We start from the raw sequence: 16,956 nt of genomic DNA, 5'->3' as shown, positions 1-16,956 counted from the left end.
CATGGCGCCGGAGGCTTTCGCTCAACACGCCAGCAAGGCATACATCAACCCGCAGACCCTAACTTAAAAATGAGGGCACGTTGGAGGCAGGGTCAGCATGCCTAGCGTTATAGGCGATTTAGCAATGACTATGCCAAAATTTTTCACGGAGTTGTCATGCCAAACAATCGTCGGTACATGATCCTGGGTCTCGTTTTAGGTGTTCTGGCATTAGGCAGTAGTGTGGTGCCAGAGATGAGCAATCCCGCCGCCGGACAGCCGCTCAACCTTACCGGTTACTATGTGACTTTTGACGAGAAATTCAATCATTTAGATATTTCTGCCTACGGATCTGACCGCCAATGGATTGCACATACGCCCTGGAATGGTGATTTCGGTGATGCAATATTTGGCAATCCAGAGCAGGACGGTCCATTCTCTATAAATGCACAAGGACTGGAAATTACCGCCAAGCGTGGAACGAATGGAAAATGGACTTCAGGGCTGATCTGCTCCGTTGACAAAGACGGTCCAGGCCAGCATGGCTTCGCACAGAAATATGGCTATTTTGAAATGAAGGCTATTCTGCCTAGCGGTTCTGGTACCTGGCCAGCATTCTGGTTGGTTGGCAGGGACAAGACCCACGCAGGTGCCGAGATTGATGTGATTGAATATTACGGTGGCTTTCCGAAATATTTTCATACCACTGAGCATGTCTGGGTTATGGGCAAGAATGCGCTGCTGCGCACGCAGCTTATAGAAGTACCTGAAGGCAGCCTATCATCAGGCTACAATCTGTTCGGTGTACTCATTACACCGCAGAAAACCACATTCTACCTCAACCGCCATGAATATTGGCAAACCACCACGCCACCGGAATACCAGCAACCAATGTATATCCTGGCAGACTTGGCACTAGGCGGCGGTTGGCCAATTTCCGACCTTCCTTCACCCCAGGTGATGCAGATCGCCTACATAAAGGTCTATAGCAAGACACCCTAACGGCAAGCGCCGATGCAAGTACCAGGGTAATAAAGTATGTGGCAACTCCCTTCAGATTGAAATCAAGTTTATCTTTCGCATTCGAAAGAAATGGGCTAGCGTTATAATTATCGTAGCCAGACGGGTCCTAGACAATGAGATCCGAATTAGTGAGAGTGGCATGAGAATTCTGGTCGTGGGCGCCGGTTTTTCCGGAGCTGTCTATGCGCGAACCTTGGCTGAGGCCGGGCATGATATCACTGTTATCGACAAGCGCCCGCATATCGGTGGAAATGCTTATGATTTCATCGATGCCAACGGTGTGCGTGTACACCATTACGGGCCACATCTGTTCCACACAAAGTCGCATCGCGTCATCGATTGGTTAACAAACTTTGCTGAATTTATCACATATGAGCACAAGGTTCGTGCTTTGCTACCTAATGGACAATTGGTGCCGATTCCGATTAATCTCGACACGGTAAATGCTGTATTCGGCACTGATTACGATAGCGCAGAAGAGGTGGAAGTGCATTTGGCACGTGTTGCACTGCCAATCGCGGCACCAAATAATGCTGCCGAATATCTTCAATCAAAAATTGGCGTCGAACTCACGGATCTATTCTTCCGGCCTTACACTAAAAAAATGTGGGGGTTCGACCTTGAAGACATGGCATCTTCCGTGGTCAAGCGCATTCCGCTGCGCATGGATCGGGTGGATACATATTTTTCCGCAGACGAAACTCAAATTCTGCCGTGCGATGGCTATACCGCGCTGTTCGGAACGATTTTCGATCATTCGCGAATTCGCATGTATCTTAGCACAGCGTTCAGTCATGAAATGCTGAGGAATCACGATTTCTGCTTCAACGCCATGCCAATCGACGAATATTTCCGTTTTGAACTTGGCGATCTACCGTATCGCTCCATTCGATTTCATATACGCACTGAGGCGGGTAACGTAGTGCCGGAGGCGCCGGTAACAAATTTTACCGATACCGGACCCTTTACAAGAGAGACAGCCTGGGACGCATTGCCCCACCACCGTGTAGAGGAAACCGGACGGAGAACTCTTACCAAGGAAGAGCCATGCGATTACCGCGATAATGGCATGGAACGCTATTATCCGGTGCGTACGGCCGACGGACGCTATCAAGCACTTTATGAAAAATACAAAGAAATGGCAGCGTCAGAGCCGAATATGGAGTTCATAGGCCGCTGTGGAACCTATCAATATCTGGATATGGACCAAGTCATCAATCAATCTCTGACCGGTGCGGAGCGCTGGCTGAAGCGTCGGTGACACGAGGATGAATCATGCCAACGTGGGAATGCTTCCAGATCTACCAAATACGAATTTTGATGTCTGTATTGTTGGTGCTGGATTTGCGGGGATAGTAATCGCCAGTGAATTGTCCGGCAATGGGCTACGGATTTTGTTGGTGGAGAGCGGCGGCTTCGTACGGCGGGACTTTGCCAATGAGCTAGACGCGGTGGAAAGCGTCGGTTGGCCGCGGGTCGATGATCAATGGCTGGTACGAAATCGTATTGTCGGCGGATCATCGCACACTTGGTCGGGGCGCTGCGTACCATTCGATGACATTGATTATGAACTACGCCCCTGGGTCCCGCATTCAGGCTGGCCACTTACGCCAACAGAGATGCTCCCTTATCTCGATCGCGCCGCACCTTATCTCGGCATTGACCGAAGCAGCGGTTATAATGGCGAACAGTTTTGGCGCATTGCCTCCCGAAAACGACCAGTACCAATCTTCGATGAAGCAATGCTACGGTCATATTACTGGACGTTCAGTCGCGATCCCATACAACGAGGTGATCATATTCGCCTGATTCGGCACCTGCCTCACTGGATCGGGAACGACGTCATGCTCTTAACCAATGCGACGGTCTGTCGGATCATCGCCGATGAGGATGGGATGTTCGCGAAACACCTGGAGGTTGCGGCGCCGGATGGTGTGCGGCACAGGATCGGCGCAAAAATTATTATCTTGGCCGCTGGTGGAATCGAGAATCCACGCTTGCTGCTTTGTTCCAGTAACTACCGCGCAGGTAGTATGGGCAATGCGCACGATCAGGTTGGGCGCTACCTAATGGACCATCTGCGTGGTCCGATCGCCTCGTTTCCGTTGGTTGGCACGCAGGCTCTGCGCCGACAGTTCGGACATTATCGCATCAAGGGGGGACAGATTTTCGTACATGGACTGCAGCTTCCCGAGACTGTGCAGTACAATGAGGCATTGCTGAATACCACGGCGTGGTTGGAAGGCCGCACTGCAGTTGATGATCCGTATAATGCACTTAAGCGGTGGGCGAGGTTCAGGCCTGATCTGCCGGCTGATATGATTTCTGTGCTGTATAACTTTGGATTACTTGCTCGTGGCGTTCACGATTATTTCATCGATCGTAATGGTCTACCACGGAAGATTGAAAAATTATTGCTGATGGGCATGTGTGAGCAACTGCCGGATGCAGAGAGCCGCATCACCTTATCGGATAAGCGCGACCAGTTCGGTTTGCCACGCGCACGGATCGACTGGCGCGTGCATGAACCGGAGCGCCAATCCCTACGCCGTATCGCCCTGGCGACGGTCCAAGAGTTCTCCCGGCTTGGACTGCCCGCACCAGTGCCGGAGGACTGGGTAACAAATGATCTTCCCCTCCCGTATGATTTCCGCGATGTTGCCCACCCAACCGGTACCACACGCATGGGGAATAGTGAGCTAACTTCCGTAGTGGATAAGAATTGTCGTGTGCATGGAATGCACAATCTCTACATCGCTGGTAGCTCGGTTTTCCCTACCTCCAGCCACGCCAACCCCACCCAGATGATCGTAGCGTTATCGATCCGTCTTGCTGATACGGTAAAACAGGTGGCACAAAGAACATGAATATTCACTCGGCGTTATTGCCATCTATTTGAAAAAAGCTTGACCATCTTGTATAAAAAGTAGTGAAGCCACCCATGGAAAAGCGAGGCATGGTTTGCATTATTCGTTTCAATTAATGCTTGAGAAGAGCTTTTCCATATATGCCGGTGGACGTTATACATGAGGCGTAATCTGGTTATCGTCCGCGCAGGGGATAATTCCCTGCACCCGGAATGGTTGAAAGGCGCACCATCCCGCACCTGGGACCTCGTCGTCAATTATTACGGCGACAAGCCAGATATCTACCGCGTTCCTGGAATCGAGCGAATCGATAGCAAGGGGCCAAAATGGCCGGCTCTGCATGATCTCGTTAGCGCTAACCCGCGCTTCCTCGAGGATTATGATTATGTATGGTTGCCAGATGACGATTTGCGCACCGATGCAGCCCAGATCAACCTATTATTCAAAATCATGGAACAACAGCAACTACAGGTGGCGCAGCCGGCTCTCACCTGGAATAGCTATTTTGGCCATCTTACCACTATCGCCAATAAAAAGTTTTTTCTTCGCTATACGAATTATGTAGAGGTAATGGCCCCCTGCCTTTCAGCGCAGTTGCTCTGCCGGGCGCTTCCGTTATTCAATTTCAATCTAAGCGGTTGGGGACTTGATTTCGTCTGGACAAAATTCGTTGCTAAACCTGAAATAGAAATTGCCATCATCGATGTCGTGAATGTAGAGCACACCCGCCCTGTCGGCGGCCCCAATTACAAAGTGCTGCGCGAGCGCGGCATATCGCCCTGGGACGAACTGCGTGCTTTTTGTAAGTCTAACGGCATCGAAGAAGAGCCCATTATTTTTACTCATCGAGCTATCTATCGTGATGGTACTGTGATCGATGCGCGCGCTAAGCCTCGGCGCTTTATCTTGAGCGCAATCGCGGGGTATCTACCTGCTCTACGCCATTCGCCCGAGGCCAAACGGATGGCGCGGCGCATGGCCGGCATGATCTGGAAGGCGCTCAACAATATGCCCGACCGTATTGCCGAGGAATCATTGATACAGAAGCAAGTATTGCGGCGCTAACATCGCTTCCCTTTTACTCAACAAACCTAACTTAGACTGGCAGTGCCGTGGCGACTAGGTGTGGCCAGTTGGTTGAATTGCTTAGATCTTTCTCATAATCCAGGATACGGTTGCGCCGCTCATCCCAAGCCCAAGTCAGGGTCTCAAGCCCACGCTTGTAATGTTGTTGTGCTACATAGCGAAGCTTCCGTGCCGTTGACATTCGCGGCAAATAGAAAGAAAGCTCTGGATATTTCATAATGACATCAAGATATGGCTGGTGAGTGCTGGCATCCCAGGGCGGAAAATTTCCATGCCACGGCTTTGGTGCGCCCATAAAATGTTTTATACGCGGCGCAATTCGCTTTCTTACCCCAGCATTATGCATGAAGATAGGAAAGTTCCAGCATAACGACATTGGAATCCGTAGCGCCATGCCGGCTAGATTCAGCGCATCTTGGTCTGGAAACCGTAAGTGTTCCTGGTGAGTGTTGAACAGGCGCCAAGCATTCATCCCGATCTCGTCCCAGCCATCGCGATTGACACGCAGTACGCCAGTGTTGAAATAGAGAGTCTGCTGCTGCCGAGAAATACCAAGAGCTGAGAAGTAAGCGGCGATCTCTCGTCCATGCCGGTCCGAGCCAGGGGCGGCAAAGGTCATTGGATCGCTAGCAGCAAGGAAGCGCCTCGGCGGCACAGGATAATCCAGCAGCGGATCCAGCGAATCTGTTATTTGCGTATCACCATCGATATAGAGGAAATGCCGATAGTCTTTTGGCAACAGGTGGGCCAAAAAGAGCCTCGCCAGCATTGCATTGGCGCCGTCGATATCTTCGCTTCGGATGGCGTTAAAGTTGATACCTTCAGCAGCGCTTACCTTGGCAAAAACAGTCTCTACTCCCACTGGCGCATTCAGACAATAAATCGCCACATCCGCCTTTTCCCTAGAGCTATAGCGGCGCGCCTGTATCGCGCTAACCAGCGTCGGTAACAGATAGCCAGAATCGGTTGTGTAGCAAATACAACAGGATGCGCGCAATGAAATCCTCGTGTCTTTTCTCAGGAGCGGCGATTAGACGCCGTGTACTATCTATAACATTTGGCACGAACCAAAGACAGAAAATTGCGGAACGTTAATATGCTATTTTCCTGCATTCAACTAGATTTTGTTGCCGCAGCAACCGGGGCAAAAAGGCGTTGACGGAATTTAAATATTGCCCGCAGCGCCAATGTTTCCAACCCGTGCGGCCTTCCCTCCATGTGCCAAAGAAGCAACAGGCAGCCTGTATAGGCGGCGGCGGCTAGCCCAACCTGAACCAGAAACTGCATCGCGAACCAAAAGCCTTGATCTTTCCATATGAGCTCTGGAGACATGATCTCCAGAACCCCCGCCATAAACAGCACCGCGATGACACTGCGCCAACAGCTAGAAAACTGCCGCGCAAGGGTAAGACCACACAGCCGCTTAACGATGATCATGCAATAAAGCGCGGCAATCGTTTCGGAAATCAGCCTAGCAGCGATGACGCCAATGAACCCATACATGAGCACTCCGGCCACTACCAGCGGGAGCTTTACAACCATTTGCAGTATGTTACGCCATACCATGGCCCTCGTTTCTCCCAATGCCATGCTCAACGGAGTCAGTAACATTCCGAACAGCGCTGGAATCAAGCTGTAATCGAGCAACGAGACAGCGGAAATCGCACCCATCCATTTTGTTCCGAGCATAAGCTGAACCATGGGCCCAGCAATAAGGCTCTGTCCGACCAGTAACGGCAAACCGATAGTAACCACTGCGCTCGATGCATTCAGGAAACTGCTCTGGAGTCTCGCCCTGTCCTCACGCAGCAAGGTGAAAGCCGAAAGGAGCGGACGAAGCAATGGTGAGAACAACGCGGAAAGCGGAATATTTGTGATGTTGTTGGCGACACTAAATAGGCCGAGCTCAGCAGAGCGCATCAGCTTTCCCAGAAGCAACTGATCGGATTGCCAAGTTATGGCGAGCACGATCTGCGACAGGCTGATCCAGCCAAGAAAACTCATGAAGATACGCCAGTCCACCAGGGTCAGGCGCGGGCGGAATGGGAATAGAATGTAGGATTGCACGGCAATGACGAGCGGTCCTCCAACCGTGCAGACAGCGATGGACCAGTAAGAGTGCGTAGAAAAAGCTATCAATATGGCCGCAACAAAGGCCACAAGCTTACCTACTAGTTCGAAGACAAATTCATATTTAAAATTAAGATTCTTGGCAAAATACGCGAGTCTTGGGTTGAGTAGCCCTCTGGCAACCGGCGCTAAGGAGAGAAAAAAAATGAGAGGTACAAGCTCCTTATGCTGGTAGAAGCGCGCAAATGGCACAGCAATGGCGTAGACGACAATACACAACAACAGTCCACGCAAAAGCCCCAATGTGAATGCGGTGTCATAGTAAGATTCTTTTATTTCCGGCAACCGAACCAATGCCTCACTCAAAGGCATTTCCAGTGCGGCCTCAAGAATGAGAACCAAGGTCATGGCGATGGTAACGAGGCCGAAATCAGCCGGGTTAAGCATCCGCGCCAAAATCAGCATCGTCACAAGATCTATAACACGGCTAATCAGTCGAGCCAGCACCATCAGTGCACCGCTCAATGCCGTGTTTTGACCTAACATGTCAGCTTATCCTGACGCAGTCCACCTGTCGTTCGTGGCGGGGTGATGTCTACTACTGCATCGGTTAGTTTGCGCACCAGCTGAGCTGGAATTCCGGCATAGATCCCGTCCGGCTCTGTGGATTTGGTGACCACTGCGCCAGCAGCAATAATGCAGCCCGACGCGATATTAACCCCAGGAAGAATAATGACACCGCAGCCAACCCAACTTCCGAATCCGATTGCCACGGGCTTGCCTGTTACCTCAACCAGCGCACGCTGATGAGGTGGCCCAATTTCATGAGTGGCGGTAATAACGCGTACATATTGCCCTATACGAACATTATCGTCGATCCGAAGCTTCTCGTAGCCATCGTAGAAGAACCCAACATTGATGAAAACATGCGAGCCAATACTAAGATTCTTTGAGCGTAGCACGGCTCCCGCCCAGAGGCAGCTATCGGAAGGAACGTCATAGCCAGTTAGACGCATTGCCTTCATTCTTATGCCGACCGGCAAAAGCTCACTTCGCAACAGCGCATCCGTAATACGATGGATGAAATCACCCACGGCGATGGCACCCAGCAAAAGTGTCAAGACTGCTCAAACGTAAACCATCCTGCGCATTTTTCGCGTCGCATTGTCTCTGAGAAGAAAGATGTATCATTACCACCATATATCTCCGGCTCAACCTCGTTGATGATGATGCCGTGAGGGCGCTTCAGCGTATCAATCAATTCGTTATGAACGTTGAGTGCCCGGCGCGAAGTATGTGAAACGCTGACCACCGAGAGGATGAGATCAGCGAAGCTACCAAGAATTAAGCCATCGGAAACCGTAGGTAGAGGCGGGCTGTCGATAATTACATAGTCAAAATCAGCCCTCAAACTCCAGAAAATTGTATGCAGACGCTCTTCATTTAACAACTCGTGACCAAGAAGGGATTTAGCTCCCGCCGGAAGGAACTTGAAGTTTTGGTGTGGCCAATTGTGTAGTTCAGGACGGATACCAGAAGCCAGCCAATCCACAAGCCCATGATCGTTGCCAAATCGCAGCAGGCTACGCAGTCGGCTAAGGTGGACGTCACCATCTACCAGTACCACGCGCTTGCCATTGGCGGATAGCGTTTTGGCCAGATTAACCGCAACAGTGGTCTTGCCATCTTCTTTGCTGGGCGAAATGATGAGGATGACCATGGGTTCGTCTGGTGTCCCAGTAAGATAGATGGAGCGGCACAGAATGCGGAAGGCCTCAGAGAACGGAGTACGTCCTGTAGCACCGAATATGCTCGCTGTGATATTGCCTTTGAGTTGGCGTGGTATAGCAGCATAGATTGGACGTGAAATGGCGGAGCGAATCTGCTCCTCGCTCTCGAAACAGCCCGAGAACGCGCGGCGCCCAAGCGTAAGGCCGACACCGATGACCAACCCGACCAGTGCGCCGAACAGCACCGTCACTATAACTTTCGGCGATGTCGGCTTGAGCGGCATGTCGGCAGGGGTGACAATCCGGGTATTGATAATAGTAGCGGCCTTCGAGACTTGCGCTTCCTCCTGCTTCTCCATCAGCAAAACATAGAGTTGGCCAAGCACGTCAGTGGAACGCTGCAGGGCAATGACCTTCAGCGACTCTGCCGGCATCTGCTTTTTTTGACTTTGGAAATTGCCGATGATCTGGTCAAGATTCGCGAGATTCTTGTTTGCTGCGGCAAGATCGTTGTTCACGGTATCGCGGATGGCCTCTTCCAGTTCAGTCACCTGCGCTTCCTCAATCTGCACATTTTGAGAGGCGCCTGTGAACTGCGCCTGCAGATTACTAAGTTTCAGTTCTTCATTGGAGAGGTTTGTGGTCAACGCCGAGAGTACCGTGTCATTGGTCTGGCTTACGAGATAAGGGTTGAGCTGGCCTCCGGAGTTCTTGAGTTCCCCCGCTAATTGCCCCAGTGCGTCGCGCTGCAATTGCAGGGTGGTACGCTGTGTCTGGTATTGCGCAAGCTGGTTAATGATAGTCTGTTCATTCTGCGGCACGTCTAAAATACCAGTCTGTGACTGGTAAGATGCAAGATTCTGATCTGCTTGTGCCAGCTCCGTACTTATATTCTTGAGCTGGTTGGAGACAAAATCCTCGGTGGTTGAAGCCGACTGCGTTTTCCAGGAAAGCTGGGTGGCGATATAATCCTGCATTACTTGGTTAAGAAAACGTTGTGCCTGATACGGGTTAGCCCAGCCGAATTGCAGAAATGCAATTTGCGTCGGCTGCTGGGCAGAGCCGCCAGCACTCACAGTCAGGGCTCCGCTTTGCAGTGCGCTGGCAAGCACGTCAGGTGAGGAAATGTTGAGGTCATATTCCTTTTCCGGAACGGCCTGGAAGGCTTCCCCGGCCGGTTTCACGACCAATTGTACGCCATTGCCCGCGGCGGGTTGACCAAGCCGCCCATCCAGAATGAAGCGGTCATGCTCGAATAAGCCTCGCCGAACATAAAGCTTATAGGTGTCGTTCTGGCCTATTACCAACTTGTAGCGGCCGGGAGTGGTGGCGTAGAGCGCTTCCAGCGTATCCGGCCCAGGCGTAAAGCTGCTAGTATCGCCATGATTGAAGAGACGCCAGCGCCAATAGGTTAAGCGTGGCGTCCCAGCCGGGCTGATTTGCGCGTTCAGCCCGGTCTCCAGTACCGCATTCTTTACTAACGCGCCAGCCGTAATCAGCTCAATCTGCGTCTCGACATCGCTTCCATTGCTGTAGTCCCCAAGAAAATTCAGCCCATGGCCATTGTTCTCGGCGGCTGCGGCGGGGCCCTGCGCATCGCCGAGATAGAGTGCTCCTTTGACCGTAAATTGCGGCTCTGCCAGCACTGCGTGCAATAGTGCTATCACGGTGGTTGTCATCATGATTGCGGCGATAAGGCCGGCACGGCGCCTAAGGCTCTGCACAAGCTGCCCAAGGTCGATTGAGTCATGGGCTGCGGCTGACGAGCAAGTGGCTGGGACGTTATTGGACATGATACGCCCCCCTAATTATGTCGCGATAGATAGGCGATGGCAACGAACGGGTTGAGCGCGCCGGAAATTGCCTGCAGCGAAGGCAGCAGCTGGGACAAAACCTGATTCCAGCTGCCTATCCCATCCGCCGGCACAAACACAATATCACCCGGCTGCAGAGCAAAGGGCACTGCCTGTCCGCGCAAAATCCTTGCTGCATCGACAACCATAAAATCCGCCGTGGCACCATGAGTGCGGATTACTCGTACCTGCGATAATTCTGCGGTAGTGTAATTTTGAAGATCCATGCCCGCGACACTCAGCGCCTGTGGCAGGGAGAGGGCGCCGGACTGGAATGGCACCGCTCCCGGCTTGCCGACCGCGCCAAACACGTATGCGTCCTCGGCGCTTGCTGTCGGAATCACAATGGTGTCACCCGGCGCCAGCGTAATATTTTGCGAGAGGTCGCCCTCCGCCAGGAGTGCGTGGAAGTCTATAGGAAGTTTCTGCTTATTCTGTACCACATAAGCCTGGTATAGATCAGCATTGGTCAAGTCGACGCTGTCACCCAAAGACAAGGTGTCAAGCAGCGTCATCACACGGCCTGGATATTTTACGCCCGGCGAACGGAAAGCACCGAGCAGGTAATAGCGCAGGCTTTGTGCCGCTACGAGCTGAACGGTGACATTGGGGTTGTTCACATAAGTAGCATAGGCCGCGTTGAGCTTCTGCTGCGCATTGTCGATTGTTATGCCATTGAGATTTATGGTGCCGATCAGGGGCAGGTTTACAGTACCATCACTGGTGATCATGACCCCGCCAAGACCACTTGTGGCACCCTGCTGAGGTTCTGATAATTCTGGATGCATGTAGACAGTGACGCCAATGATATCATCAGGGCCAAGCCTGTAAGGGGCGCCTGTATCTAGGCTTTGAGATGGAGGAAGCTTGCTCGGCGGCAATGTTTGCAGATCCGAAGACAAGACCGCAGAGCCTGTGTTGGCTGCCGAGGCGGTGATGCTCTGCATCGGCGATGGCGGCGAGGCACACGCGGAGAGCAGCAAATTGAACGCTGGTACAATCAAAAATTGTATCGTGCGCACCTTCCAGCAGCGCGGAATCTTATGCATCCGGATCTTCGTACAATTCATGATGATACCAATACGACTTAGTCAATTTAGGCCAAGCATTACATAATGTCTTACGCCGATAAAGAACAATCTACATCGAAATGATGTTCTTCGGTGCCATTTATTGTAATCGTTTCGATGCAGGATATAATTTGCAATGACATCGATATAATATCTGTTGAAGCGGTTGCGCAAGCTTGTTAAGCCGAGGGTAACACGCGCTGATATTATGTTTGGTTTTTCAGCCGCAGAGACAACTCATGATCATCAGTCAACCTTATGGCGAGGCTTTGGAAAGTTCGTTATGACGTCATTCGGGATTTTGTTTCTTCCACTCTGCCTGTATTTTTGGCGCTCAGCCCCGCGCCTGCTGGAACTGGTGATGATCGGCGCCGCCTTCTCCGCCGCTGCGGCCATTGTGGTCGGTGGATTGGGAGTCATGCCGGCGCTGGTGCCAACCGCCTTGTTTCTCAATGTCTTTCTGCTCAAACTCTGCCTGGGCGAGCGTTTCCCCGCCGAAAGTACCGTACTTGCGGTTATGCTCCCCTTCATAGCCGTGGTCTGCGGCGCCATCGCCAGCTCCTTCATCATGCCGCGCCTGTTTGAAGGCGCGGTAATGGTCTGGCCACAGAAAATGTCCGGCTTACCAGCATTGACTCCGCTAGCCCCCAATTCTGGTAATTATACGCAGGACCTATACCTGCTCGCGAATGCCTCGCTCGCCGTCGCGGCTGCCATCTATATGACGCGCGACGGATTCGATCCTCGCCGCCTACTGAATGCCTATTTCATTGCAGGCCTACTAGTCATATTTGTTGCCATTTGGCAGTTCGCCGGCAGTACTTTGCATGTTTGGTATCCAACCAAATTTTTTCTTTCCAACCCTGGTTGGTCGCAGCTCTCTGATCAAAGCATGGGCTCTCTTACCCGCCTCAATGGGTCGTTCAGTGAGCCTTCGGCCCTCGGGGGCTATCTCTGTGGCACAGTGAGCGCGGCTAGTTGGATGGTTTTCAATGGGGACAAGACTAGGTTGCCCCGCGTGGCTTTGGTTGGCGGTCTCATCATTATATTCCTGTGCACCTCCGCCACGGGCTACATCACGCTCGGCATCATGACCGGCCTCCTGCTGTTGCGTACCTACATCGCCTCCAGTCCAGCGACCCGGCGGCGTGTTCTCGCAGGCACCATAACTATCACGATACTCTCCAGCCTGGCGATCGCTATCACCCCAGCCGTCGCTCCAAATGTGGCCAAGCAAGCCGTTACGGTGTTCAACGCCACGGCAAACAAGCAACAATCCTCATCTTACGATGCCCGCACCGAAGCCGACCGCGATGCACTACGCGCCATGGTAGGTACAGATTTTCTCGGAGTGGGCTGGGGCAGTAACCGCTCATCAAGCCTGGGCCCTGGCCTTTGCGCGGCCGTTGGTGTGTGGGGCATTATTGGCCTGCTCGGCTTTACGGCGGGTCTTTATAGGCATGTGGCACTCGCCCATCGCTTCGCCGATTCCGATGCCCGCGACGTGATGCGCGGTTGCAGCGCCGGCCTGCTGGGCACACTCACCGCCACACTTCTCTCCGGCCCCACCATTGCCTCACCAGATTTTTATCTGTTGCTAGCCGTGCTGGTCGCCACGGCGGCGCGGGTGCGGCACCAGGCTCGCGGCACTTCAAGACCTGCCTCAGCGGTGTCGCGCGCACGCTTCGGTATAGCCGCACCATTGAAAGGCTGATCCTCTGCCCCCCCTCTACCTCAATGGCCGTTTTGTCACGCAAGGCCTCTCCGGCGTTCAGCGTTTCGCTACGGAAATAAGCCGCGCACTGCTGGCACTACAGGCCGATGTTACCCTATTGGTGCCTCCGCAAGGAGCGGCACTTTGGCCTGATGCGGACGAGGTTGGCACATGCCGCGGCCAAGCCTGGGAGCAATTCAACTTACCGGGTGCGGCCCGGCGCGGTATCCTGATCAATCCAGGCAACACGGCACCAGCGCTGACACGACGGCAAATCGTCGTTATCCATGATGCCGGAGTATACAGTACACCAGAGGCTTACTCCTGGAAATTTCGGATATGGTATAAACTTCTCCAAAATATCCTCATCCGACGCAATGTGCCCGTGGCGACCGTCTCCGAATTCTCGCGCACGGAGATTCTACGCTACTTGCCGGCAAGGCCTGAGCAGGTGAGTGTAATCCCAGAAGGGGCCGACCATGTTAGGCGCATCATGGAAGATGAAACTGCGCTACCGCGATTTGCGTTGGAACGGGATCGTTTCGTGCTCGCGGTCGGTAATCTGGCCGCGCATAAAAACCTCCCAGCATTGGGCTCGTTGGCAATACAGTTGCGTGCGCGCCAGATGTGCTTGGTGGTTGCCGGTAATGTTCTTGGTCGTGCCTTTAATGCCAGTGGTCATCAGTTACTGCCAGACGCGGCTCATTATATCGGTCGCGTGACGGATGCGCAGCTCAAAGCTCTTTTCCGGGCCGCAAGCTGCTTTGTCTTCCCGTCACGCTACGAGGGCTACGGCCTGCCTGCGATGGAGGCTATGGCCAACTCTTGCCCGGTGGTTGCCGCCGACATTCCCGCGTTGCGGGAAACCTGTGGTGGTGCCGCGCTCTATTGCGATCCGTCTTCGCCGGAGCATATCGCGCAAACCGTGTTGCAACTTTGTGACAACCAAAATCTTCAGGCGCAGCTGCGTGCGGCCGGGCAACACCATGTCGCATCCCTCACCTGGGCCAGAGCCGCGCTAGCACTGCAAGACATTATCATCGCCCACTACGGAGGCAAGGCATGAAAGTCGCTGTCGTACATGAATGGCTCGAACATTACGCCGGCTCCGAAAGGGTATTGGCTCAGATTTTGCGTTGTTTTCCACAAGCAGATGTCTTCGCCATCGTCGACTTTCTGCCGGAGGATGAGCGTAGTTTCCTCAAAGGTCACAAAATCACGACCAGCTTTATCCAGAAGCTCCCATTTGTGCGTAAACATTTCAGAAATTACCTGCAGCTCATGCCGCTTGCTGTGGAGCAGTTTGATCTTACCTCCTATGACCTGGTAATTTCTAGTAATCATGCGGTGGCCAAAGGCGTGCTCACCGGGCCCAAGCAGGTGCATGTCTCCTACGTCCATTCACCCATGCGTTATGCCTGGGATCTGCAGGCGCAATATCTGCGCGAAAGCGGGCTTGAGTATGGAATGAAGAGCCTCTATGTGCGCTGGCTACTGCACAAGATGCGGCTGTGGGACGCAAATTCGGCTAATGGAGTGGACCAGTTCCTGGCTAACTCCAGCTATATCGCTCGCCGTATTGCAAAAACCTACCGACGCGAGGCGTTGGTCGTACCGCCACCAGTTGCGATTGATGATTTTACCCCAGGTCAGGGCGCACGAGACGGATTCTTGGTCGTCTCGCGCTTCGTACCCTACAAGCGGGTGGAACTCATCGTCCAGGCTTTTCGGGAGATGCCGCAGCACAAGCTTACCGTTATCGGTGCCGGCACAAATGCGTCGTTGGTTGTCAAAGCCGCTGATGGGGCACCCAACATCACGATCCTCCCCCCTGTACCATATGCAACACTGATCGAATTTATGCGCTCCGCCCGCGCCATGATTTTTGCAGCCGAGGAGGATTTTGGTATCACCATGGTGGAGGCGCAGGCCTGCGGCACGCCAGTAATCGCCTATGGTGAGGGTGGTGCGCACGATATTTTTTCATCCACTTCATCGGCGCCATGCACCGGCATCCTGTTCGAGACGCAAAGTGTGGAGTCGATTGTTGCGGCACTCGATAATTTTGAGACGTGGGAGCGGCATCTGACACCCGCCCTTTGCCGCATCAATGCTCTGCGCTTTTCGGAAGCTTCGTTTCGTAAGCATTTCATGGATGCCGTCAATATGACCCTCGCTACGGCGGGGTATGGCCCCGTAAACGACGCACCACATTGGTAATGTTCTATGAATATCGTGTAGGATAGCGCCCAGTAAATAAAAATTGCAAAAGAATCATTCCAGAACGTGTAATTTTCTATTTATACCTATAAATATATATTACTAATACAGAATGGTATGCCAATAGCCATTGTTATTTGGCGGACCTAGATGAGCTTTATATCACAACATTGAAATGATTGAGTATGGCATGTCCACCGATTCATTGAAGAGAGAAGCAGAACTCCGTGCAGGTGTTATTGATCGGCTAATTGCCGCATCACTGCGTGATGGAATTCCTGCACGCGAAGATGCGCTAAGGCGCTGGCGCAGCCTCAGCGCGTCTTCTCTTGTCGATTCTTCCCTCAGACAAACCTAATCTGTTACTTAAAGTGAAAATAGAAGAGAATTAGAAGGGTGCCGATTCATCGGTAGCCCGAATTTTTGCCCTTCCCGTGAATTTGCGCAATCCGTTATTTGCATGCGGATCGCCAAAATGGAATAGGGCTGTTGCGCGGATTTTCTTGGGATCGCACGGCTCATTTGCGTGCAGTGAACGGTAGCCCCAAAACAGATATAAATTCCCCGGAACAACACGAACATTCTTAAAGCCGCAGCGCCTCTCTATGGCTTGGCGTTTGAAAAAATTCTGTAAAATCTTATTGTCGACGATAATTTTATCAAAAAGATTGTAAAGATATGACGACCTTATTCGGCGCGTATTTGGCTTCATTACCAAATCTCCAGCTCGTCCTTCTTTTGGAATGAGAATCGGTAGAAGCGCGGTTACGACATATGAATCATAATGAAAAAAATAAGCCTGATGGAGTCCGGTTTGTCCACTAATGCAGCGTAGCACTTGGTATAGGGATTGTGCTGGCGGTGTCTTGCCGGTTCCAGCCGCGTAGACACGCCGCAGTAGAGTGTTGAGTTGGGGGGTTTTGCCTATTGTATCCAAGAGAGTACCAGAAATCTCTGTCGATCCTGTCAAAACGGCATATTCGCCACTATTCCGCTCAATGATTTTAGTTACTAGCGCGGACAACCGTTCCACGATTTCGTTACCAACATAAGATGGAATGACCGAAAATCCCTGTCGGTCTATTTCGACGGCGAATCGCTTCACATCAGCATCGGATATTTCCGGAAGAACTAGATCAGCCAGAAGAAGGCCAGCATCTTGTTCATTAGCAATGGCCGTAGGAGATTGATTCATGGCGCACTGCCCAAGTTCAATGTTCTGCCTCAAAGTGGTATATGGCACAAACAGAAGACTGTTACATAAACACGTTATGGCACCGCATGTTATCGACTTAAGCATACCTTAGGTTCACGTCAAAATCAATTTATTAACGGAATGATTTT

The 16,956-nt window shown here is 52.3% G+C and carries 13 protein-coding genes; 7 read left to right on the top strand and 6 right to left on the bottom strand.

The features are described from left to right. Positions 1-156: 156 nt before the first annotated feature. The 4 genes from HNP71_RS11485 to HNP71_RS11470 all read left to right on the top strand — a co-directional run bounded on the left by HNP71_RS11485 (position 157) and on the right by HNP71_RS11470 (position 4,934). Positions 157-981, top strand: coding sequence for a glycoside hydrolase family 16 protein (locus HNP71_RS11485; protein WP_183267062.1), 825 nt, complete (start codon positions 157-159; stop codon positions 979-981). Between the two features lie 160 nt (positions 982-1,141). Beyond that, the gene (locus HNP71_RS11480; protein WP_183267061.1) at positions 1,142-2,263 is read left to right on the top strand and encodes an FAD-dependent oxidoreductase; all 1,122 of its coding nucleotides are present in this window, start codon (positions 1,142-1,144) and stop codon (positions 2,261-2,263) included. A gap of 7 nt (positions 2,264-2,270) precedes the next feature. Further along, positions 2,271-3,869 (top strand): GMC oxidoreductase, encoded by a 1,599-nt coding sequence (locus tag HNP71_RS11475; protein WP_183267060.1) that lies wholly within the window; start codon positions 2,271-2,273, stop codon positions 3,867-3,869. A 159-nt stretch (positions 3,870-4,028) separates the two neighbouring features. Continuing rightward, the gene (locus HNP71_RS11470; RefSeq protein ID WP_183267059.1) at positions 4,029-4,934 is read left to right on the top strand and encodes a hypothetical protein; all 906 of its coding nucleotides are present in this window, start codon (positions 4,029-4,031) and stop codon (positions 4,932-4,934) included. A gap of 31 nt (positions 4,935-4,965) precedes the next feature. Here the strand turns inward: HNP71_RS11470 and HNP71_RS11465 are convergent, their stop codons facing one another. The 5 genes from HNP71_RS11465 to HNP71_RS11445 all read right to left on the bottom strand — a co-directional run bounded on the left by HNP71_RS11465 (position 4,966) and on the right by HNP71_RS11445 (position 11,657). Continuing rightward, positions 4,966-5,952: a glycosyltransferase family 8 protein gene (locus HNP71_RS11465; RefSeq protein WP_183267058.1), complete on the bottom strand. Its 987-nt coding sequence runs from the start codon at positions 5,950-5,952 to the stop codon at positions 4,966-4,968. A gap of 116 nt (positions 5,953-6,068) precedes the next feature. After that, positions 6,069-7,571 carry a lipopolysaccharide biosynthesis protein gene (locus HNP71_RS11460; RefSeq protein WP_183267057.1) on the bottom strand — a complete coding sequence of 501 codons (1,503 nt, stop codon included), beginning with the start codon at positions 7,569-7,571 and terminating at the stop codon, positions 6,069-6,071. Beyond that, the gene (locus tag HNP71_RS11455) at positions 7,565-8,146 is read right to left on the bottom strand and encodes an acyltransferase (RefSeq protein WP_183267056.1); all 582 of its coding nucleotides are present in this window, start codon (positions 8,144-8,146) and stop codon (positions 7,565-7,567) included. The genes HNP71_RS11460 and HNP71_RS11455 overlap by 7 nt, the downstream gene beginning before the upstream one ends. Beyond that, positions 8,143-10,548, bottom strand: coding sequence for a GumC family protein (locus HNP71_RS11450; RefSeq protein ID WP_183267055.1), 2,406 nt, complete (start codon positions 10,546-10,548; stop codon positions 8,143-8,145). Before HNP71_RS11450 ends, HNP71_RS11455 begins: the two co-directional genes overlap by 4 nt. 11 nt (positions 10,549-10,559) lie before the next feature. Continuing rightward, positions 10,560-11,657: a polysaccharide biosynthesis/export family protein gene (locus HNP71_RS11445; RefSeq protein ID WP_221246831.1), complete on the bottom strand. Its 1,098-nt coding sequence runs from the start codon at positions 11,655-11,657 to the stop codon at positions 10,560-10,562. A gap of 178 nt (positions 11,658-11,835) precedes the next feature. Between HNP71_RS11445 and HNP71_RS11440 the strand changes: the two genes are divergently transcribed. From HNP71_RS11440 to HNP71_RS11430, 3 genes are all read left to right on the top strand, one after another. After that, positions 11,836-13,392 (top strand): hypothetical protein, encoded by a 1,557-nt coding sequence (locus tag HNP71_RS11440; RefSeq protein WP_183267054.1) that lies wholly within the window; start codon positions 11,836-11,838, stop codon positions 13,390-13,392. Positions 13,393-13,885: 493 nt separating this feature from the next. Further along, the gene (locus HNP71_RS14240; protein WP_246344196.1) at positions 13,886-14,458 is read left to right on the top strand and encodes a glycosyltransferase; all 573 of its coding nucleotides are present in this window, start codon (positions 13,886-13,888) and stop codon (positions 14,456-14,458) included. Next, the gene (locus tag HNP71_RS11430) at positions 14,455-15,612 is read left to right on the top strand and encodes a glycosyltransferase (RefSeq protein ID WP_183267053.1); all 1,158 of its coding nucleotides are present in this window, start codon (positions 14,455-14,457) and stop codon (positions 15,610-15,612) included. Before HNP71_RS14240 ends, HNP71_RS11430 begins: the two co-directional genes overlap by 4 nt. A 388-nt stretch (positions 15,613-16,000) precedes the next feature. On the opposite strand, the gene HNP71_RS11425 is transcribed toward HNP71_RS11430, so the two are convergent. Next, positions 16,001-16,807, bottom strand: a complete 807-nt coding sequence (locus HNP71_RS11425) for a hypothetical protein (protein ID WP_183267052.1) — start codon at positions 16,805-16,807, stop codon at positions 16,001-16,003. Positions 16,808-16,956 lie beyond the last annotated feature (149 nt).

This window comes from Acidocella aromatica (genome assembly GCF_014201825.1).
GTDB lineage: Bacteria > Pseudomonadota > Alphaproteobacteria > Acetobacterales > Acetobacteraceae > Acidocella > Acidocella aromatica.
This window is presented reverse-complemented; position numbering and strand designations above follow the sequence as displayed.